The sequence below is a fragment of the Acinetobacter sp. YH12095 genome (genome assembly GCF_013419245.1).
In the GTDB taxonomy this organism is placed as follows: Bacteria; Pseudomonadota; Gammaproteobacteria; order Pseudomonadales; family Moraxellaceae; genus Acinetobacter; species Acinetobacter towneri.
In genome coordinates this window covers 101700-123783 of the sequence record NZ_VPAL01000002.1, presented here as the reverse complement: position 1 = coordinate 123783, position 22084 = coordinate 101700, and the positions used below count along the sequence as shown (strand labels likewise).

Below are 22084 nucleotides of genomic sequence, written 5' to 3'. Positions count from 1 at the left end.
TGCCAGTTCAATTGAACTGGCATTTTTTGTGGATGACTGAATCAAGCCTGAATGCTTTGGAGCTTAGCCACCAAAGAATTTTAGAATAGATTGAATCACCGCAACGTTAATTAAATCGACAAAGAATGCACCACACAGCGGCACAATCAAGAACGCTTTATAAGATGGACCATACATATTGGTAATGGCCTGCATATTGGCGACTGCTGTTGGCGTTGCCCCCATCCCAAAACCACAGTGTCCTGCTGCCAACACGGCTGCATCGTAGTTTTTCCCCATAAGACGGAAGGTCACAAAAGCTGCATATAACGCCATTGTGAGTGCTTGCGCACCTAAAATCACCATCAACGGACCTGCCAAATCGGCCAATTGCCATAGTTTGAGTGACAACAACGCCATCGCCAAATATAACGATAAAGATGCATTCCCAAACACATCAATCGCACGGTCAAAAATATTAACTTTAAAAATACTTTCTAAGACATTACGCAGAACCACACCGCCCGCCAATGCCCAAACGAAAGTTGGTAATTCAAACATCGTGCCTTTGGCAGCGCCTGTCATAAATTCGGCAAATGCCAAACACGCTGCAAATAAACCTAAAGTAGTAATTGCATTATCTGCTGTAATTAAACGAACCTGATGCGGATATTCAAATGGAATAAACTCATTGGAATCTTGATCCGCAGGCGTATTATCGCGTTTTTCAATTTGTTCGTCGGTACGTGGTACAGCCAATTGATGACGATTGATTAAAGTTTTAGCCAGTGGACCACCAATTAAACCACCAATAATTAAACCAAAGGTCGCACTTGCCATGCCCAGTGCCAAAGCACCTTGAATACCATATTGGGTTTCTAAAATTTCACCCCACGCACCTGCTGTACCATGACCGCCAGTTAAAGTAATCGATCCTGCAATTAAACCAATTAGTGGATCAATACCTAACAATGTTGCAAGACTAATGCCGACAATGTTTTGCAACACAATAAATGTGGAAATTGCAATCAAGAAAATAATTAAACCGATTCCGCCCTGACGCAATTTTGTGAAGTTCGCGCTTAAACCAATCGAGGCGAAGAAAATAAGCATAAAGCTAGTTTGCAATGCGCTACTGGTGGTAATGCTATAACCCCAAAATTGATTCACCAACAATGAAACAATAGCGGCAACCAAACCACCTGCAACAGGTTCAGGAATATTATAGCGTTTTAAAAAATCAATTTTATTGACTAAAAGTCGCCCTAAGAGCAGGACGATGACCGCAGCAATCAGCGTATAAAACGCATTAAAAGTAAATTCCATGGCAATATCCATATAGTGATTGCAGATTATTTTTAATATGATCAAGAACTGTCTATGCAAACCAAAGTATTTGCATCACTATGACTCTAAATCAACTAAAAAATGCCGCAATACAAAGTATGTAAACAGTATCGTATTTGACCGAAGTTTAAGAGGTATGCATTTCGCTCAGCCAACCCATCCTTTGGTTTCACTCAAGCGTTATCATCTGCGTTTGCCTAGAACAGAAGAAAAGAAAGACAAAAGACAGCATTTTCACTTTCGGGGTGACTTCGAGTGCAAACAACTGAATCGGCTTAACACTGAGAGGTAATCTCATATAAGCTCCAAAATATCTGAGGTGGATAAATACCTTCCGATAAAGATATTCAACCACTTGATAAAAAACAGCAAGATTAAAGGTCGATCATTATGCATTTTTTTTGACAAAAAGCTGCTATTTTCTGCGTTTTTTTCTATAAATTTTAATGATTGTTTTCAGCTATAAGTGAAAGTTAAAGCATTTTATAAAAGTGGATAAAATTTAAGTTATTGAATTAATTTCATAAATTTAAATCATAAAAAAACAGAGCTTAAAATTAAGCTCTGTTTTGGACTTTGCTCAAAAGTAGCGACTTAGAAGCTATAACGTGCCATAAAGCCTACGCGGTCATCACTGAATTTTTGACCTTTAAAGGTTTCACGCTCACCATTGATATATTCAATACCTAAATCGACTGGTTTTACAGGTGAGTAAATGAAGTTGATCCACGCTTGTTGTACTTTCTCGTTAGCACCCGTATTTAAACGCGCATAGTCTGTACCATCATCCGCAAATAAAGCACCATAGGCTAAAGTTGAACGTAGTTGTGGTGAGAACTTATAAGTTGCACCCACTTGTACACCAATCGTTTCATTTTGCTCAATTTCACCATTAACTGTATTTACGTAAAATGCAGAGTTATTACCATATAAGTAGTTGCTGTTGCCCTTAACATAAGAGACATCAGCAGACACTTTTAAAGGTTCTGCAACTTGATAATTCGTACCTACAGCAGCACCCCAACCAGTTTTATCATCATTTGCTGCTTCTGATTTGTAATGTTCAACCAATGCACGTGCAGAAGCTAAACCTTTACCATCAGCAAAACCTTGAGTCACTTTTGCAGTCAATACTGGAGCTCGGTAAGTTACGTCAGAGCTAACAATTTTATCCTCTTTAGCATCATAAATTTGCGAAGAACTATTACCTTCTTCAGCAGAAACAAATAATTCTGTTGCAGGGGCTAATTTATAGTTGTAACGAACTTGCGGTACACGTGTTGTACCACCACCAATATTCGTTGCAAAGTCAATCATTTCTGGTGCATGATTTGACAAGAAGTTCGATGTGGTTTGACCGAATAACCAGTTGTTTAAAGTTAAATAAGCATGACGGATACGCAAGTTGTCAGATCCGCTTGCAAAGTCAACCTCAACTTTACCGCCTACTTTGTTGTCACCAACAGGTGTATTAAAGTCTAAACCTAAGCGGGTGACTTTTGCGGTAGCACGTAATTTGTCACTTGCTTCTTCTTTACTTGTATGTGCTGAGTTAAAGTCATTATCCGCACCTTTAATAATATAGTTTGCATCACCACGGATCGAACCATAAATAGAAACATCTGCACCAGATTTAGACTTTAAACTGCTTAATGCACTTACAGGTGCAGCAGGCTTCGCCTGTTGTACTTGGGCAATTTGAGTTTGCTGCTGTTGTTGTACTTGCTGTTGTTGCTGAATTAATGATTTTAACGCTTCAACTTCTTGACGAAGTTCTTGAATTTGTTGTTGCTCAGTTTTTGCTGCGTGTGCAGTACCTACCATTAAAGTTGTAACAGCAATAGCTAAACCTTTGATCATAAATTGACCGCTGAGTAATTGACTCATTTATCTCTCCAAAATAAAACAACGCTGCATCCGTGCATGATGATTTTGTTCGTCATCTATCGATTTCACATCGAATTATAAAAATGGCTTAAAAATCAAAACACTTTTGCCAAATAGTCCAAGACACCCAAATATTTAAAATATTACAATTTGTGTCATTTATTACAGGCTTCAATCTATCAAGTTATGACGTTTATTAAAATCAGTTTTCCCGAATAAGAAATCACAATTAATCATAATTACAGATTTAAACAATTAAACCATATAAAATTCAATACTTTAAATAGGTTGATTATTCAAGTATTTACACCACCATTAGACTATTGTATATATTTCGGTTCTGCCTAAAAGCCAGATTTTTACGAAAAAATCACCATTTGAAAAAGTATTGACCTCAACTCAGTCTGGTTGCGGTTGTAAAATATGAAAAACGGCGAACATTCCAGACCCAATAAATAGCAGCATTAATACAGCCATATTCAGCAAAGCACTACCTGTTAAAAAGTTGAGTAACACCCCACCAATCAAGCCACAAAAGAATTGCACACTGCCCATGACCGCACTGGCTGTTCCTGCACGTGCGCCCTGTTTTGCCATTGCCAGTGCCATAGCATTCGGGCCTGTAAAACCAATCCCAGACACGGCAAGAAATAAACCGACCATCACCAATGCCAAAGGTGCATACCCCAAACTACCTGCAAGCAGTAGAATGACCGCACCACTCAGTTGAATCATGCTGCCCAATTTTAAGCGTTGTAACACACCCAATTTGCCACTGATTTTTTTATTCAGGGTCGAAAACAGCATAATACCAATCGCATTGGCACCAAACACATAAGCAAAAGCTGTTTCACTCAAGCCATATTGATCCATCATGACTGCACTTGAACCGCTGATATAGCAAAACAATGCCCCACCAGTCAGACAGCCTGCCAACATTGGAAAACGAAAATCACGATCTTTTAAAATGGCAAAATATAAGGTCAGTACTTGCTGAAAGTTCAAATTTAAACGACGTTCTTTCGCCAAAGTTTCTTTAAAAAAGAAGTGCACACATAAACAGCAAATAATTCCAACGCAGGTCAGCACTACAAAAATAGCTTGCCAATTCATCCATCTAAGTACCCATGCGCCCAGCGTAGGTGCAATAATGGGCGCAATGGTCATCACAATCATCATGCTCGAAAAAGCTTGAGCGGATGTTTGCAAATCCAAGCGATCACGAATAGCTGCTCGTGCAATTACCACACCCACACAGCCACCCAAAGCCTGCAAAATACGTGCAGCAATCAGTCCCCATTCATTTTGTGCAAACACACACAACATACTGGCGAGTGAAAATAGTGCCAAGCCAAAATATAAAGGCGGCTTACGTCCAATCCGATCACTCAGCGGCCCGTAAATCAGTTGACCCAATGCCAAACCTAAAAAGTAGGCAGGCAAACTGTTTGCGACCATTTGGGTCGATACGCCAAACTCGCTTGCCATAACGGGCAAGGCAGGCAAATACATATCAATCGATAAAGGCCCAAGCGAAGTCAATAACGCCAACAATAAAATCCACGCAGTCGAATATTGCCGCATGTTGGGTTGTTGCGCAGATGGTGGCGTACTGCTTGAACTTGGCAGCGTTTTCGATATGCTCATATTTTATGATGAAATGACAGATGTACAGACAAGCTTACACGCTCCATAGTATGATTTGTTGTGATCAAAGATGAATTTTCACATATTAGGCACTCTAAACATCTCATCTACAGTTACAATGTACGCAAACCTTCATCTTGCAGCATAAATCTCTGTTTAGACAGAAAAGTTTACTTAAAGGAATGATGTTGAAACCTTGGCTGATAAAGCTCAAACAAGCGACCTATAACACCACATTTATGTATAACATCCGCATGCTCATTGCATTTGCGGGAACTGCTTTTGTTCCCTATTTTATGGGGATTCAGCTTGCCACTATTCCTTTAACTTTAGGTGTGCTTGCCGCAGGTTTGAGTGATATTGATGACCGTTTTTCGGTGCGTATTGTCAATCAGCTCTATACCTATATTGGTTTCTTTGTTACCGCCACATCAATTCAGTTTTTATTTCCGCATCCTATTTTATTTGCAACAGGCTTAATCCTGTCGTGTATTGTCTTAATTTTGCTCGGTTCGCTCGGACGACGTTATGCCACCATTTCTTATGGCTGTTTGGTGGTGTCAGTCTATTCCATGCTTGGCGTCAACCTATTTGATGACTGGTACATGCAGCCGCTGCTTTTGGTTTCGGGCGCAATTTGGTACGGCTTAATTTCGACCATCAGCTTTTTACTGTTCCCTGTTCGTGCCTTACAAGACAAACTTTCACTCAGTTATTCTTCTTTGGGTGATTTTTTATTTGCCAAATCAAATCTATTTGATGTGGATATGACTGCACCGAGTTATCAACAAAGCATCATTGATTTATCACTTGAAAATGGCAAATTAATTGCGATTTTTAACGACTTAAAAACCGCTTTACTGACCCGTTTAAAAGGTGACCGCGGGCAAAAAGATACCCGACGTAGCTTACAGTATTACTTTGTCGCACAAGACATTCACGAACGTGCCGACTCTGCACATATTGATTATCAAAAACTGGCGAAAATATTTCAGCACAGCGATATTTTATTTCGCTTCCAGCGTATTTTGTCGATTCAAGGCAAAGCCTGTAAAGATTTAAGCGAAAGCATTTTGCATCGTAAACCTTATGTGCATAACAAGCGTTTTAAACATGCTTTTGAAAATCTTAAACAGTCTTTAGAAAAACTGCGCAGTGAACAGCAATATGACCAAGTCTGGATTAATGCACTGTTTGCCTTATACCAAAACCTGAAATCAATTGATGCTCAATTGCGTAACCTTGAAACCGAACGCAATATTAAACTGGATAAATCAAAACATATTGAACAACAACTGAAAGATGACGACTTAAAAAGTTGGGATGATATTGTCATTCGGATTAAGCAGCATTTAACCCCCGAATCGGTTTTGTTCCGCCACGCCATTCGTTTGTCGATTGTGCTGTTGATTGGCTATATTTTTGTGCAAGTCACCAACATTCAATATGGCTACTGGATTTTACTGACCGCCCTGTTTGTGATGCAGCCTAACTTTAACACCACCAAACGGCGTTTACGTTTGCGTATTATTGGGACGTTAGCAGGGATTGTAGTCGGCTACACCATTTTATATTTTGTACCGTCCGTTGAAGGGCAATTACTGGTTTTAGTGATTAGTGGCATGTTGTTCTTTGAATTGCGCAGTAAACAATATGCACAAGCCACTGCCTTTATGACCATTTTGGCGCTGATGAATTTTAACCTAGAAGGTTTGGGCTATGCCGCAGCTGTGCCACGTATGGTCGATACCTTAATTGGTTGTGCGCTAGCATGGTTTGGCGTGAGTTTTATCTTCCCCGATTGGAAATTCCGTCGTTTATCACGCACGATTCGCCGCTCACTCACCGCGCAATGTGGCTATTTGGCAGAAGTGATTGAACAATATAAAAATGGACGCAACAACGGTTTGAATTATCGTGTCGTGCGCCGTGCTGCTCATAATACCGATGCAGAAGTTGCTTCACTGATTTCAACACTCGCCACCGAACCTGATTTTGACCCCAATCAAAAAGCTCAAGCCTTTGAGTTCTTGTGTCTAAATCACACCTTTATTAGCTATATTGCTGCACTTGGTGCGCATCGTGACAAAATTGACGATCAGGAAGTCTTGCAACTGCTCGATCAAGCAATGGACGATATTCAAGGTGCTTTACTGAAAGATGAAACGCCAGATTTAAGTGCACACAACATGTTGCAAACCATTCGTCAGCGTTTAAGCCAAAACAAAGAAGAAGATCAAAAATCATTAATTATTTTGCAGCAATTATCTTTGATGATGAGTATCTTGCAGCAATTAAGTCGCCTAAAACAAAGTTTAAGCCACGAACATGATCAGGATGCAACTGAACTGGCGTCTTTATAAATCATTCTGCAAAGGATCTATGTCTACTTTCTCAGCCTTAGCACAATATGAATTCACCGACCTTAGCATGATTTTGCGACAATATACTCACTGCATGACAGCAATTAATGCTAAACTTTTTATAGTTTTAAATTTGTTAGTTTCACTATGACCGCGAAAAGTTTATACGCCTATACCCTACAGCCTGTGATCTACGAAGTTTCTGAAGAAGAACAACGTCACGCACAACTGGTAATTTGGCGCAGTACCAATAAAATTGGCATGAAAGCATGGATTATTATGGGTGTGATTGTTGCCCTTTCCATTTTAGGCATTCTGCTATTAAAAAATTATTCGACAATTTTCTGCTGGGTTGCCATTGTCTGTGTGGTGCTCTACCTGCTCGTGCGTAAATACGGCTTGGAATGGTACGTTAAGCGAAAAATGAATGAATTTCCTGTTCAAGAAATTAAAGGGATTCGTTTAGGCGTACAGCCGCACGGTATCGTGATGCGTCAGCAAATGGGCGCTCAAGAAGGCGTGGGTGCAATTGGCTGGAAAGATGTGTATGAATGGTACAATACCCCTGAGTTTATCTTGATGAACTTCAAAGTAAAAGGTCAGCAAGGTGCTTATATTCTGCCTAAGCGTATGGACAGCAAGAACTTTTCGTTCAACACCATTCGCAAGCATTTGACTGAAGCTGCAGGCGAAGCCAAGCAAATCTAAATATCCCTATTTAAAAATAAACCTCTATCCCCTGTGATGGAGGTTTTTTTTGCTTAAAATTAAAACAATGAACGATAATGAGAATAAATAGCATTTGCATTAACTTCATCTCTGCATTATTCTGCATCACAATTCATACTCAACAACCAACGCTTATGCTGAAGAAAGCCTTTTTCCAAATTCACTGGTTCCTTGGTATTACTGCAGGACTGATCTTGTCACTCATGGGCGTGACAGGTGCGATTTATTCCTACGAACAAGAAATTCTAAAATGGATGAATCCGAACAGTTATCAGGTACAAGTTGAGCAGAAAGCCAAACTAAGCCCTGCAGAAATTTATCAACATTTTCAGCGTACCCAACCTGACTATAAAATTAATAGCATCACCGTTGCAAAAGACCCGGCTGCATCTTCAACCATCAATATTGCGAAAGAAGGTGCAAAACGTGGACAAAATATCCTGATTAATCCTTACTCGGCAGCAGTGTTGCCTGAAATTCGGGGACGTGAATTTTTCCAGTTTATTCAGCAATTACACCGCAACTTAACCGTAGGGCCTATTGGTAAACAAATTACAGCCGCATGTACCCTCATGTTGTTGTTCTTTGTGTTAAGTGGCATTTACCTACGCTGGCCGAAACGCCATTCATTTAAACAATGGTTTGCGCTCAAACCTCAATTAAAAGGACGTAATTTTATTTGGGACTTACATGCCGTAGTGGGCACGTGGGTCGTGATTTTCTATCTAGTTTTGGCATGCACAGGACTGTATTGGTCGTATGAGTGGTGGCGCAATGGCATGTTTAAAGTCATGGGTGTGGAAAGACCACAAGCGCAATTGCAAGCAGATGGACGCAACAAACCTGTAAATTCAAATGCTCAAGCACTTCATCAGGCTGCGCAAACACAAACTGCAGGACGCCGCGCAAACACTACAAAACCAGCCAAGCAGAATACGCTGGATCAGGCACAAATCAATCTGGCATTGACGAAGGCATGGCAACATTTCCCGCAGCAATTGGGGCAGGATTATTCCAGTATCACTTTTAATGTGCCTAAACACGCCAATAGTGAAATTGAAATTAACTTTGTCGATGTCATTCCACAACATGAACGTGCCCGCAATAACGCAACTTTTGATTATCAACAAGCACGTATTACTCAACTTGAATTATATGTAGACAAACGGCTTAATGAAAAAATCATGAGCAGTATGCTGCCTGTGCATCGCGGTAGTTTCTTTGGGCCTGTTTATCAATTTTTAGCCATGCTTTCTGCATTGATGATGCCGCTGTTTTTCGTCACAGGTTGGATGCTGTATTTAAAACGTCGTAAACAAAAGCGTTTGACTCTTGCTGCACGTCAAAACCAGACTCAATTTCAGATCGACCCAAATGCTGCACACTGGCTCATTGTCTATGCCAGCCAAACAGGTACTGCCGAACAATTGGCATGGCGCACCGCTACTAGTCTGCAAGAAGCACATCAATCTGTCATAGTCAAAGCTCTGCAACATCTCAGCCTTGAAGACCTTAAAAACACCACCCAACTGTTATGTATTGCTAGCACTTATGGCACAGGTGATGCACCCGATTTGACCTCAAGTTTTGTGAAAAAAATCCTACCGCAAACCTGTGACCTGAGTCATTTGCGTTATGCAGTACTGGCTTTAGGTTCACGTGAATATGCAGATCATTACTGCCGTTTTGGACATACGATTGCTGCATGGCTGCAACGTAATCAAGCACATGCCTTGTTCAATACCATTGAAGTAAATAATGCCAATCCTGCAGACATACAGCGTTGGAATCAGGCTTTGGTACAGGTCACACAACTTGACTTACCAAGTATGCATATCGAAAAAACTTTTGATACATGGACCTTACAGCAACGTGACTTGCTAAATCCCAACAGTTTAGGCGCACCCGCCTTCAATATTGAACTGTTAGCACAACATGATGTGCATTGGTCTGCAGGTGATATTGCAGAAATTCAGCCTGAAAACAGCACTGCACGGATTCACGCCTTTTTAAAACAGCATCAACTCGATGCCAATACAATTCTTGCTGATGGTCAGCAAACCTTAGTACAGGCTTTGGCAGATAAAGACCTCACCGCGCCAATTCAGACATTTAAAACTGCGGATGAATTATTGGCACAACTTTCACCCTTGCCTAGTCGTGAATATTCAATTGCCAGTATTCCTTCACAACAGGTTTTAAGACTTGTGGTGCGTCAAAAATTCGATGCTCAAGGCGAGCTTGGCTTAGGTTCAGGTTGGTTAACTGCACATGCTGCACTTGGGCAAAATATCGCATTACGCATTCGCAATAATCCATCTTTCCATTTAATTGATGATGACCGCCCAATTATTTGTATTGGCAACGGTACAGGGCTTGCAGGATTAATGAGCTTATTGCATGCACGTACCCGCCTGAATTACACCCAAAACTGGTTGTTTTTTGGTGAACGTCAGCAAGCGCACGATTACTTTTATCAGCACACCATCGAGGCTTGGCAAAGCACAGGTATGCTACAACGCCTTGATTTGGCCTTTTCCCGTGATCAAGCCGAAAAAGTCTATGTACACCATAAGTTACGCGAACAGGCTGAAGAATTAAAACGCTGGATTGAACAAAATGCCGTGATTTATGTCTGCGGTAGCATTCAAGGCATGGCCAGTGATGTCGACCAAGCCTTAAAAGATATTTTGGGTGAGACTCAACTGGAACAATTACGTCAGCAAGGACGTTATCGCCGAGATGTGTATTAGGATTTGTTGACACTTTTTAAATGGCTTGCGCTGTAGCTCTATAGCTAAAACTTGGCAATTCACCCAAGTTTTATCCATAGCCTCAGCCGAAACATAATTCAGTTGAGGCAAAATTTTTCAGCAGCTTCGGCTATACTGTTTGTACAGCATCACAGTGCAATAAAATTATGCAAGGCATGCAAGCAAGTCACGTACAAACACAATTTAGTCTATTTAAAAGAATATTGAGTAGCCTAATTGGATTAATTTTAGTATTGGATGGTGCCTATCTCATCAGCTTAAAGAAAATTCATTTCGGCACCGTTTTACCTGTTTTAATAGGCATGATGCTGCTGTGTTATGCCATTTTCTATACTTGGATTCAAAGCCACTTAAAACAACATACTCGCTTAGATGGGCTGTGGAAATTCGGTTGGGGCATATTTTGGCTGTGGTGCATCAGCCTGCTGATCTTTTTTACTTATATTCATTTCAGTACACAGCAGCAAAATACTGTAGACAACAATGCTAAAGTGGTGATTGTACTCGGCAGTGGCATTGAAAATGGACAACCATCGCCCACGCTTGCCAAACGACTGGATACCGCAGCCGCTTATGCCTTGGAGCATCCTCAAAGTTATTTCATTGTTAGTGGTGGCCCTGCATTTGCGGAACAACTCACCGAAGCACAGGTGATGTCTAATTATTTGCAACAACGTTATGCAATTGCAGCATCACACATTATCTTGGAAACCCAAAGCACCAGTACGGCACTTAATTTGAAAAACAGTCAGCCCTTGCTGCATACATTAGGCACAGATAAAACCCAACCGATTATAATTGTCACCAGCGACTTTCACACACCACGTGCAGCAGCCATTGCCAAACGACAAGGATACACACAGTTCAGCATGCTCAGTGCAACGACACCACTCTATACCCGCTATAACGCATGGTTACGCGAGTATTTTGCTTATATCAGTGGTTGGCTGCTGAATGAGTATTAAAAATAAAATCTAGCAAGCAGATCGCTTAATTCAAACGTATCGAGCGTGGTAAAGGAATTTGCATATCTTTAAAAAATTCAGGTTTTTGCATATACACCTGATACAAATAATTTTTTAGATCAAGCAATAACTTTTCAGGGGCAACCAATACATTCTGCCCTTCTGGGCTTAGATTCATCGAAATATTGGTGGCTTCCTGACGTAAAAATGGAATCACTTTTTCAATAAAATCTTTCAGTGAAATTTCTTCGACTTGATAATTGGCCCAATTGTCTTTAATTAACAGTTTTGCCAGACTTTTATTTTGCCACATTGCAAAAGCACGTTGCCCTGTAGGCGTGGCACAGAGCGCCCAGCCATCTTCATACAATGCAAAAACATGCCCCTGAGACACAATGGTCTCAATAAATTGCTTGTAAATATCTTGTGCATTATAAGTTTGCGTTGCTTGCTTAGATGCAGCTTTACGTTGATAAGGATTTCGCATAAGTCACGGATATTAGTATTATTATTAAATAAAAATTTTAGGCGAATTTATTGCAATACGCAAGTAATATAAGATAAATGAGGATGAAAGGATATGGTGGGCGCTGACGGGATCGAACCGCCGACATTCTGCTTGTAAGGCAGACGCTCTACCAACTGAGCTAAGCGCCCTGAAGATTAAAAAATAACATCGTTATTTTTTATGATGCAAGACAAGCAAAGAACGTCGTCTTGAACTTTGAAATACATTTTTCACATCAGGGAATGAAAAATGGCGCAGCGGACGGGGCTCGAACCCGCGACCCCCGGCGTGACAGGCCGGTATTCTAACCAACTGAACTACCGCTGCAACGGTAATTGCGTAAGCAATTAAGGTCTTTTTTGTATGTATGCCAAGCATAAATACTAAAATATGGTGGGCGCTGACGGGATCGAACCGCCGACATTCTGCTTGTAAGGCAGACGCTCTACCAACTGAGCTAAGCGCCCTGATAAGATCAAAACAATATTTTGTTCTGATTTTGCAAAACTGTCAAACTTTGCATCATTTCAGTTTAAGTCTATCAGGCAAACTAAACTTTTCTTTTGAATGGCGCAGCGGACGGGGCTCGAACCCGCGACCCCCGGCGTGACAGGCCGGTATTCTAACCAACTGAACTACCGCTGCATCGCAAAAGAATCTGGTGGGCGCTGACGGGATCGAACCGCCGACATTCTGCTTGTAAGGCAGACGCTCTACCAACTGAGCTAAGCGCCCTCAAAAGCAATTTTATGTAAATGGCGCAGCGGACGGGGCTCGAACCCGCGACCCCCGGCGTGACAGGCCGGTATTCTAACCAACTGAACTACCGCTGCACTTACACAAAGTCACTATTGTGGTACAAACAATGGTTAAAGAATCTTAAGTGGCGCAGCGGACGGGGCTCGAACCCGCGACCCCCGGCGTGACAGGCCGGTATTCTAACCAACTGAACTACCGCTGCACGTAAGAATCTATAACGTAAAGGCTTGGTGGGCGCTGACGGGATCGAACCGCCGACATTCTGCTTGTAAGGCAGACGCTCTACCAACTGAGCTAAGCGCCCTTAACGTCTTTATCGTTTGTGAGGTGCATTATAGAGAATCTTTACCGCCTGTCAAACGCTTTTCGGCTTGTTTTCAGTTTTTTGTGACTGAGTGATTAAAAAATAGGTGATCCGCTATAAAAACAAACAAATTCTGCAAGTTATTTTAGTTTTCAAGCAAAATTAATGTGCTTTTCAACTTGTTAGCGTTGCACTCTACCTGCTCAATGTATTGGTTTTTTATGTTGCGATGAATACAACTTTATTCAATTGACTCGCACCATCAACGCACCATCAACCAAGCAACCCTAAGCTATTTAAATCTAGCTTGTGTTCAGAAATATAAACCAAGGCTTTTTCTGGAATCAGTTCAAACAATTCTAAAATATCGTGGTTACGCATCCGAATACAGCCATGCGATGCAGGAATGCCCATCGGTTCTGTGTCTGGTGTGCCATGTATATAGATATAGCGCTGAAAAGTATCGCAGCCAATGCCTTGATTAAAACCTTCTTGCAAACCACTGAGCCATAAAATGCGGCTTAAAATCCAGTCCCGTTCAGGAAATTGTTCAGCTAAATCTAAATTGTAAATTTCACCTGTCGGTTGACGCGCAATAAATACTGCATTTTCAGGTTCATTTTCACCAAATTTTAAAGCGACTTCATGCCAGCCACGTGGTGTTTTACCACTATTTTCAGTTTCACCAATGCCATTCACACCACTCGAGATGACGTAGAGTTTCTGATGCTTCGGCAAATATAAAGTTTGCTCGGCTAAATCAATCAAAATATCTGCTTGTGTGTATAAAAAAGACATTGCGCTACCCTATTCTTCTTCTTTCGTGGGCGGCTGTGGTTCAGGACGTAACCACAACCAAATACACACCACCAACATGGTGGTATTGGTAAAAATTTTGACCGCAACGGGCGCAGTTGTGAACAGCATGATCACGGCACTAATACTCATCATGATCGTTGCAAACCATTTGGCTTTACGCGGTACAGTACCATTGGCGCGCCAATCTCTGAGTGTACTGCCATATTTAGGATGATTCAGTAACCAGTTGTCCATTTGCGGCCAACCGCGTGACGATGCCCAAGCTGCTAAAATCAAAAAAACTGTAGTAGGCATACCCGGCAACAATGCACCAATAAAGCCAAGGATGACAAAGATCACCACTAAACTTCGCCATAACAAGCTTTGCATACCACTGTCCTAAACTACGAATTGCGGTAGTATAAAGCGTTTTTTAATTTTCCGTTGTAATTCTGCATTTTTCAGCATGGATTCATAATGATTGAGTTGCATCAACCCGAGCTTCTGCCCGAAGTATGGCTGACCTACAAAACCCCGCTTATCCGTCAGTTGGCTTTTAGTGTGGCAAGTCCGAATATTTTATGTGCTGTGCCTGAGCAATTGCCCATTCAACATACTTTTGAATTCCATTCAGATACTTTTTGGCAACACCATTATCACGCTTATCAATCACGTTTAGCCTATTTAGATTCACATCCCGAAGCGGTTTACGATTTTTTAAATCAACTGAAAAGTACCCGTTTAGGCTTACGCTTTGAAATGTTGATGTGGTTTTGGCTGCGTGATCGTGACTATCATCCCTTCGAATTATTGGGGCACAGTATTCAAATTATTGATGGTGCTAAAACTGTGGGTGAACTGGATTTTTTACTGCACAACCATGACACGCAGCAGGTTGAACACTGGGAAGTCGCATTAAAATACTACTTAGCCGAAGCGGATTGCTCTTTGGCACACTGGTATGGTTTAAACCGCTCCGATACTTTAGCGCGTAAACTGAATCATTTTAGTCAAAAGCAATTTCAATTTAAGCAAGCCTTGGATGTGCCGATTCAACGCCGTTTTGCTGTACTCAAAGGACAATTGTATTTCGCCATACATCACTTGGCACAATCATCTACAACACTTGTGCCATACTGGGTTAATCGCGCTCGTCGTTTAGGTCTTTGGGGGAGTGATATTCCTGCACAAACAGAACAGTTTTATCGCCTGCAACGTCATGAATGGATTTGTCAAAATGCTCAAGCCAGTAGCCATCCTAATCAATGGTGGGGAGATGGCTTGTATTATCGGGCGGCACATTCACAATTTTATATGTATCGTGCTGCACCGCTGATTAGCTATCCACCATTAACACGCTGAATAACTGTTTCAACATTTTATTACGTAAGCACCATAAAAGTTGCCTATTTATTATTCTGTTTATTTCCTAAGCTAAAAAACACATCAAAATAATCTATCTAGAACATATTGGAGATGATCATGAAAAAAATTCTAGCGACTTCACTACTATTAGCCTTTGTTTTAACGGGTTGTAATACAATTAAAGGCGTGGGCGAAGACGTATCTTCTGCAGGTCATGCGGTGAGTAATACTGCTGAAAAAACCCAACAAGAAATTCGCAAATAATTCTGAGTATTTCAGGAATATCTTCACAAAAACCACAAAAAACCTTGTTCTCGGACAAGGTTTTTTTCACGCTAAAATTTCACTTTTGTTGCATTATTCCCCTATTATTAGCACTTACTCTTGATAAACGTCTGAAACTCTCATGACCTCTTCTGCTACTCTGGATTTAAGCCTTCAGCTTTTACGCCAACCGTCTGTCACTCCTGTCGATCACAACTGTCAAAACCTCATGGCAGAACGCTTAGAAAAAATTGGATTTAAGATTGAATCTATGCGTTTTGACGATGTAGATAACCTCTGGGCGCGTAAAGGTACAGAAGCACCTGTCTTTTGCTTTGCAGGTCATACAGATGTTGTACCGACAGGCAATTTAGACGCATGGAATACCGATCCATTCGTACCTGAAATTCGTGATGGCAAACTTTATGGTCGTGGCAGTGCCGACATGAAAACCGCATTGGCAGCCATGGTGGTTGCCTCTGAACGCTTTGTCGCCAAACATCCTGATCACAAAGGCTCAATTGCCTTTTTGATCACTTCTGATGAAGAAGGCCCCTCTATTAACGGCACCGTCAAAGTCGTTGAAACTTTAGAAGCACGTCAGGAAAAAATGACTTGGTGTTTGGTAGGTGAACCTTCAAGTACCCATAAATTAGGCGATATTATTAAAAATGGGCGTCGCGGTTCGCTCAATGGTGTCTTGACTGTAAAAGGCAAACAAGGTCATGTGGCTTATCCACACTTGGCAATTAACCCGATTCATACCGCGTCTAAAGCGATTTCGGAACTGTGTGAAACGGTGTGGGATCATGGCAATGAATACTTCCCTGCCACCTCATTTCAAATTTCAAATATTCAAGCAGGAACAGGTGCGACCAATGTTGTCCCAGGTAACATGACGGTGACCTTTAACTTCCGTTATTCGACTGAAGTGACTGCAGATGAGCTAAAAGCACGTGTCTTGGAAATTTTAGATCGCCATCAAGTGGATTATGAAATCGAGTGGACGCTTTCAGGTTTGCCATTTTTAACCCCTGTGGGCGAATTGGTTAATGCTGCACGTCAAGCCATTCGCAATGTCACAGGTGTTGAAACAGAATTATCGACCAGTGGCGGTACATCTGATGGTCGCTTTATTGCGCCGACAGGTGCACAAGTGTTGGAGTTAGGCGTACTCAATGCCACCATTCACCAAATTAACGAGCATGTTGATGTGGCTGATTTAGAGCCATTGGCAGAAATTTATGAACAGATTTTGGAAGGATTACTAACTTAAATCCAATAAGATTAGTTGCATGAAGCAGAAAAGGAACTCTATTTGAGTTCCTTTTCTATTTTACAACGGAGAAAATTGCGTTTAGATCGTCAAATTTTCTTGAATGTATTGCAAATTAGGCACATGAAAGACCTGCTCACCCATACGGACATATTGGAATACCGCAGGATCAGTCGTGGTTTGCTGGTCATCATCTACCACTTCAGAAATACGCAAGCGCAGGGTTTTAGGCATTTCATTGCACATCAAAGCAAAACGCTGCTCCATTTCATCGCCTTCAATAACCAGTGCCACGCCCATTTTTTTCTCTGGGTCATTGACCGCATAAACAGGCAATTGCGATTCGTGCCATTCCACAGTTTTAACTTGAGTGGCGTTATCCAGCGCTGACAACACAATATTTTGAGGTATCAGCATTGGTTGTTTACCATGACATTCAACAATATAAGCATCAATAAAACCGGTAGATACGGTAATTAAATGTTGCAGCTCTTGCTGACTGATTTGCCCGAGTAAATTTGGACTATTCGTCTGACTCATCGTTTACCCCTGACTAACTGCTAATAATTGTTCAATATTGGCAAGCAATTCTGCCTCTTGGAACGGTTTACCCATGTAGTGCGTCACACCCAAGCTAAACGCTCGTTCGCGGTGTTTTTCACCTGTACGTGACGTAATCATGATGATCGGCAGATTGCTATGCATGTCGTGGTGGCGTACAAGGTTAGTCACCTCAAAACCATCCATACGTGGCATTTCAATATCCAGTAACATCAAGTCAGGTTTGACGTTTTCAAGCTGCTCCATGGCATCGACACCATCTTTGGCAGTCACGATGTCATAACCTTGACGCTCAAGCATACGTGAAGTTACTTTACGTACGGTGACTGAGTCATCCACAATCATAATTAAGCGGCGTGTATCACGACGTTGGCTATCACGTTGATCGCTGGCTTGTTTAGTACGTTGCGTTGCAAGAATTTGACGGGCAATGTTCTGACCATCCAAAATCAAACAAACTTGACCATCACCCAAAATAGTTGCGCCTGCAATTGCACCAATGCTTGAGAACTGTTGTCCAATTGGTTTCACAACAATTTGACCACGCGAACCAATCAACTGATCGACTAGTAAAGCAATGGTTTGACCTGTGCTGCCTTTAATTAACAGAACAGGTAGTGAATGACCCACATGGCTTAAACGCGGTAATGGCTGATTGCCAACGAACTCAGATAAGTAACGTAACTTGTAGTTCTGGTTGTCAATTTGGAAGAAATCTTCATTGCTGTTGAAGTAAGATTCCAAAGTGGTTGGTGCAATACGTACAATACGGTCAATTTGCGCCAACGGTACAGCAAATTGTTGATCACCAACTTTAACCATTAAGGCATCGGATACCGCAACCGTCGTTGGTACACGAATACTAAAGGTTGTGCCTTGACCTAATGTTGAATCTACAGAAACGTGACCGCCGAGCGCCTTAATCTCACTTTGCACCACGTCTAAACCAACGCCACGACCTGAAATTTGTGTAACCGATTGTGCTGTTGTAAAGCCTGGGTGGAAAATGTATTGCAGAATTTCATTTTTATCTAAATTCTGATCGGCTTTGATTAAACCTAAGCTCAATGCTTTTTCTTTAATCTTAGCATCATCAATACCCTTACCATCATCCACAAAAGTCACCATAACATCTGTGCCTTGGCGAGTAATGTTCAGTTCAATTTTACCAACTTCAGGTTTATTGGCTGCAGCACGTTGTGCAGGGTCTTCAATACCATGGTCAACCGCGTTGCGCAGCATGTGTTCAAACGGTGTCACCAAACGCTCTAGAATGGTACGGTCTAATTCACCTTCAGTGTTATAAACCACCAATTCTGTTGGACGGTTTAAGGTCGATGAAGTCTGACGCACAATACGTTGTAAACGTGGCAATAAACGTGAGAATGGTACAAGGCGTGTGCGCATCAAGCTTTCTTGAATTTCGGCCTGAATACGTGATTGTTGTAATAACAAACCTTCAGCATCACGAATTTTTTCAGCCAAGGTGCTCTTAAAGTCCACCAAGTCCGATGCAGATTCCGCCAGAGATTTAGACAACTGATTCAACGATGAATATTGATCCATCTCTAATGGGTCAAAGTCTGCATAACGTGAGTTTTCAGAACCGTGCTTGGCAATAATTTGCGATTCCAGCTCGCCTTCCATTCGACGTAACTGATCGGCAAGACGTTTAATCGCCAATTCCATCTCATTCAACGTACCGCCCAGTTGCCCAAGCTCCATTTCAATACGTGAACGGTTAATCGAGTTCTCGCCTGACAAGTCAATCATCTTCTCGACTAAATCGGCCGAGATACGAATCATCTCATTGCTATTATCCAGCTGTGTGGTTTCGCCCCACTCACCCGACATTGCAGGCGGCTCTGTACCATCACCCTGAACAAACTCATAACTACGGCTTGGCGATAACAAGTCGGTATGCGTTAAACGCTCGGGCAATTGCGCAGATACATCTACAAACTGCATCGCCGACAAGCTAGATTTTAAGCTGTCATAATTGCTGTAATCTGCTTTGAAGATTGCATCACGCAACCACGCCAACGTGGTTTGCAATAAAGCATCATAAACATTTGAGTTAAATTGATGCACAGCAAACTGTTCAAAGGCACTTTCAAGTTGATAGGCGATTTGCGCAACAGACTCAATTTCAGCCATACGTGCACCGCCTTTTAAGCTGTGCGCCGCACGTTGTAATTGAAGCAAGATACTTCGGTCACTACGCTGTTCAAACCATTGTTTCAAGCGCTGATCTGCAGCATCCAAAATTTCTTCCGCTTCTTCTCTGAAAGTCTCAACCACAATTGAATGTAATTGCTCATCTTCAGATTCAGCACTTGCTTCAAGACTTACAGTTTCTGTGATCGGCTCAAATGCCGCAGCAGCAGCGTCTTCAAAATGTGCATCATCAGCAATAACTGCGTCATCTTCAGCTAAATCTGCAGTTGTATCTTGCAACGCTTCTACCGCCAACTCAGGCTGTGCATCAACCTCTTCTACTGCCTCAATAGTCTGTTCAGGCTGCGCTGCGGTTGTCGCACTTGCAACTGACACATCTGCATCGCCTTGTGCCAAGCTAACAATGTTGCCTAAAATTGCAATCGACTCTGGCGCAGCATAGTCCACACGCTCATCACGAATGGTCTGAATACGGTCTGCAATATCATCTTGCACCAAACGAATAATTTGAATTAACGCAGGTGAAACAACAATTTGGTTGTTAATGATACGCTCGTAAATCGACTCAAGGTTGTGTGCAATTAAACCAATATGCGTCGCAGAAATCATATTTGCACCACCTTTTAAAGTGTGCAAATAACGCATTAAGTTGTTTAAAGCCGAAGTATCGCTGGCGTCTTTTGACCAAGTATTGACATCTTCATCCATACCCACCAAAAGCTCTTCTGCTTCTTCCAAGAAGATATCCAGCAAGTCAGGATCGAAGTCTTTGTTGGCATCATCGGCATGCATGTTTTGTTGATCTGATGCAATACGTTGTGACAATTGCGCCAAATTCACTGTGCCCGAATTTTCGCTAGCAACTGCAGCAGGCACCGCTTCAGGTTCTGCAACAACTGTTGTTTCTACAGCATTGTCGCTCACTGATGTTTCAGCATCTTCAAGTGCAATTGCATCAATGTCTTGCTGCACAAATGCAGTTAAGTCATTTAAGGTTTTCTGAATGTCTTCTGTAACCGTAACACGCTGTCCCGCAGCCAAGGTATCGAATAAATGAATAAACTCTTGGTGTGCCTGTGCAAATAACTCATAACCATATTCAGAGTTAAGCAGAATTGGTTTGGCTAAAACACTGTCGTAAGCAGCTTTAAGTTCTTCAGTAAATTGATGAATACCCACAGACGCACGGTTATCGGTATGCTCTACCAACAATTGCGCTTGTGCGCTGAGTTCTTCTAAATAGCTTGGGAATTGCGCTTGCGCCAATTTATCAAATTCAAATTCGGCATCAAGTAAACGATCAATATTCAGTTCGATTAGCTTCGATACTAAACCTTGAGGATTAGAGTCTTCTGTATCGCTGGTGCTAAAGCCGTAGCTATCCCATGCTTTATTAAAAGTTGCATAGATTACATCTAAACCATCACAGTGACCTTGACGAAGTACATGCAGATAATCCCGGACAAATTCTGCATATTGCACCAACAGCGCAGTTTCTTTTGATGTAGATTCAATTTCATCTTGTACAAACGCTTTAAACAAGTTTTCAACTTTAGAACTGGCTTGAAAAACTTGATCAATTTGCGCCATAGACGAACTGCCGCGCAGTGTATGTAATGCACGGATTAAGCCATTATAGTCTTGTGAGTAAATCTGATCTTGTGCCAAGAACTGATCAATGGTCGCTAAATGCTCTTCAGCTTCTTCTACAAAAATAGCCAGAGTTTCAGCCAATAGACTCGCATCAGCAGCCTCTTCTTGTGCAACTTCTGTCTGCGGCATTTCTTCAGCAGTCATTACATCTTCAGATGATTCAACTGCTGCGACAGCTGCTGTTTCAACTGCAGCATCCGTCAATTCTAGTCCTGTCGGCATATCAGTGGCAGTCAGTTGATCTGCTAAAACCAGCAACTCTTCCAATGCAGGTTCAGGACTTTGGTTTTGCTGTAATTGTTGTCCTAAAAGCACCAATGGGCGTAAATCAAGATCAATTAAACCGACTTGCTTAAAAATTGGATAAAGCTTGTATTGATAAATATTTAAAACAGTTTTTGCGTATTTTTGAATATCAGTATTGAGTGTTACCGCACCCGAAAGCACACGGTTTAAAGTATCTTCAACCGTCCATGCCAATTCGCCCGCAGACTTCGCACCCACCATGCGACCCGAGCCTTTTAAAGTGTGAAAGTGACGACGAATAGTCACTAAAGTTTCTTGATCTGTTGGGTTCGCAAACCAAGTAGTAAATAATGGATTTAATTCTTCGAAGATTTCTTCAATTTCTTCGACAAAAATTTCAAGAATTTCCGCATCTTGCTCAAGATAACTATCTTCAGGAAGCGTCATTGTTTCGACTAAATTTTTTAATATTTCTTTCATA

The 22084-nt window shown here is 41.6% G+C and carries 15 protein-coding genes and 8 tRNA genes; 7 read left to right on the top strand and 16 right to left on the bottom strand.

Features of this window, described 5'->3' with window-relative positions:
- Nucleotides 1-63 precede the first annotated feature (63 nt).
- The 3 genes from gltS to FTU35_RS02255 all read right to left on the bottom strand — a co-directional run bounded on the left by gltS (nucleotide 64) and on the right by FTU35_RS02255 (nucleotide 4797).
- Entirely contained in the window at nucleotides 64-1305 is a 1242-nt protein-coding gene (gltS, locus tag FTU35_RS02265) for a sodium/glutamate symporter (protein WP_026438165.1), read from the bottom strand.
- 615 nt (nucleotides 1306-1920) lie between these two features.
- Nucleotides 1921-3213 (bottom strand): DcaP family trimeric outer membrane transporter, encoded by a 1293-nt coding sequence (locus FTU35_RS02260; RefSeq protein ID WP_180064462.1) that lies wholly within the window; start codon nucleotides 3211-3213, stop codon nucleotides 1921-1923.
- Nucleotides 3214-3612: 399 nt separating this feature from the next.
- The gene (locus tag FTU35_RS02255) at nucleotides 3613-4797 is read right to left on the bottom strand and encodes a multidrug effflux MFS transporter (protein WP_180064487.1); all 1185 of its coding nucleotides are present in this window, start codon (nucleotides 4795-4797) and stop codon (nucleotides 3613-3615) included.
- 251 nt (nucleotides 4798-5048) lie between these two features.
- Here FTU35_RS02255 and yccS point away from each other — a divergent pair, with 251 nt between their 5' ends.
- The 4 genes from yccS to FTU35_RS02235 all read left to right on the top strand — a co-directional run bounded on the left by yccS (nucleotide 5049) and on the right by FTU35_RS02235 (nucleotide 11691).
- Nucleotides 5049-7223: a YccS family putative transporter gene (gene yccS, locus FTU35_RS02250; protein WP_026438465.1), complete on the top strand. Its 2175-nt coding sequence runs from the start codon at nucleotides 5049-5051 to the stop codon at nucleotides 7221-7223.
- Between the two features lie 147 nt (nucleotides 7224-7370).
- A complete protein-coding gene (locus FTU35_RS02245) occupies nucleotides 7371-7931 on the top strand; it encodes a YcxB family protein (protein WP_004977388.1) in 561 nt (186 codons plus the stop codon).
- Nucleotides 7932-8086: 155 nt separating this feature from the next.
- Entirely contained in the window at nucleotides 8087-10705 is a 2619-nt protein-coding gene (locus tag FTU35_RS02240; RefSeq protein WP_180064486.1) for a sulfite reductase flavoprotein subunit alpha, read from the top strand.
- Nucleotides 10706-10872: 167 nt separating this feature from the next.
- Nucleotides 10873-11691 carry a YdcF family protein gene (locus FTU35_RS02235; protein WP_180064461.1) on the top strand — a complete coding sequence of 273 codons (819 nt, stop codon included), beginning with the start codon at nucleotides 10873-10875 and terminating at the stop codon, nucleotides 11689-11691.
- Between the two features lie 25 nt (nucleotides 11692-11716).
- Here the strand turns inward: FTU35_RS02235 and FTU35_RS02230 are convergent, their stop codons facing one another.
- The 11 genes from FTU35_RS02230 to FTU35_RS02180 all read right to left on the bottom strand — a co-directional run bounded on the left by FTU35_RS02230 (nucleotide 11717) and on the right by FTU35_RS02180 (nucleotide 14450).
- Nucleotides 11717-12178, bottom strand: a complete 462-nt coding sequence (locus FTU35_RS02230) for a DUF2750 domain-containing protein (RefSeq protein ID WP_004977378.1) — start codon at nucleotides 12176-12178, stop codon at nucleotides 11717-11719.
- A gap of 94 nt (nucleotides 12179-12272) precedes the next feature.
- Nucleotides 12273-12348 (bottom strand) — tRNA-Val (locus tag FTU35_RS02225).
- A gap of 101 nt (nucleotides 12349-12449) precedes the next feature.
- Nucleotides 12450-12526, bottom strand: a tRNA-Asp gene (locus FTU35_RS02220).
- A gap of 64 nt (nucleotides 12527-12590) precedes the next feature.
- A tRNA-Val gene (locus FTU35_RS02215) sits at nucleotides 12591-12666 on the bottom strand.
- A gap of 101 nt (nucleotides 12667-12767) precedes the next feature.
- Nucleotides 12768-12844 (bottom strand) — tRNA-Asp (locus tag FTU35_RS02210).
- Between the two features lie 14 nt (nucleotides 12845-12858).
- Nucleotides 12859-12934: transfer RNA gene (locus FTU35_RS02205), tRNA-Val, on the bottom strand.
- A 21-nt stretch (nucleotides 12935-12955) separates the two neighbouring features.
- A tRNA-Asp gene (locus FTU35_RS02200) sits at nucleotides 12956-13032 on the bottom strand.
- Nucleotides 13033-13083: 51 nt separating this feature from the next.
- A tRNA-Asp gene (locus FTU35_RS02195) sits at nucleotides 13084-13160 on the bottom strand.
- Nucleotides 13161-13186: 26 nt separating this feature from the next.
- Nucleotides 13187-13262, bottom strand: a tRNA-Val gene (locus tag FTU35_RS02190).
- A 273-nt stretch (nucleotides 13263-13535) separates the two neighbouring features.
- Entirely contained in the window at nucleotides 13536-14060 is a 525-nt protein-coding gene (gene elsL / locus FTU35_RS02185) for a cell wall-recycling L,D-carboxypeptidase ElsL (protein ID WP_131261501.1), read from the bottom strand.
- 9 nt (nucleotides 14061-14069) lie between these two features.
- Nucleotides 14070-14450, bottom strand: coding sequence for a YbaN family protein (locus FTU35_RS02180; protein ID WP_004968265.1), 381 nt, complete (start codon nucleotides 14448-14450; stop codon nucleotides 14070-14072).
- 87 nt (nucleotides 14451-14537) lie between these two features.
- Here FTU35_RS02180 and FTU35_RS02175 point away from each other — a divergent pair, with 87 nt between their 5' ends.
- From FTU35_RS02175 to dapE, 3 genes are all read left to right on the top strand, one after another.
- A complete protein-coding gene (locus tag FTU35_RS02175) occupies nucleotides 14538-15422 on the top strand; it encodes a DUF1853 family protein (protein WP_180005966.1) in 885 nt (294 codons plus the stop codon).
- A gap of 120 nt (nucleotides 15423-15542) precedes the next feature.
- A complete protein-coding gene (locus FTU35_RS02170) occupies nucleotides 15543-15689 on the top strand; it encodes an entericidin A/B family lipoprotein (RefSeq protein WP_096901466.1) in 147 nt (48 codons plus the stop codon).
- A 142-nt stretch (nucleotides 15690-15831) separates the two neighbouring features.
- Nucleotides 15832-16965 carry a succinyl-diaminopimelate desuccinylase gene (dapE, locus tag FTU35_RS02165; protein ID WP_004968259.1) on the top strand — a complete coding sequence of 378 codons (1134 nt, stop codon included), beginning with the start codon at nucleotides 15832-15834 and terminating at the stop codon, nucleotides 16963-16965.
- Nucleotides 16966-17046: 81 nt separating this feature from the next.
- Here the strand turns inward: dapE and FTU35_RS02160 are convergent, their stop codons facing one another.
- On the bottom strand, nucleotides 17047-17505 hold the full coding sequence (locus tag FTU35_RS02160; protein WP_004975530.1) for a hypothetical protein: 459 nt from the start codon (nucleotides 17503-17505) through the stop codon (nucleotides 17047-17049).
- A 3-nt stretch (nucleotides 17506-17508) separates the two neighbouring features.
- On the bottom strand, nucleotides 17509-22083 hold the full coding sequence (locus FTU35_RS02155) for an Hpt domain-containing protein (protein ID WP_179996981.1): 4575 nt from the start codon (nucleotides 22081-22083) through the stop codon (nucleotides 17509-17511).
- Nucleotide 22084: the final 1 nt, after the last annotated feature.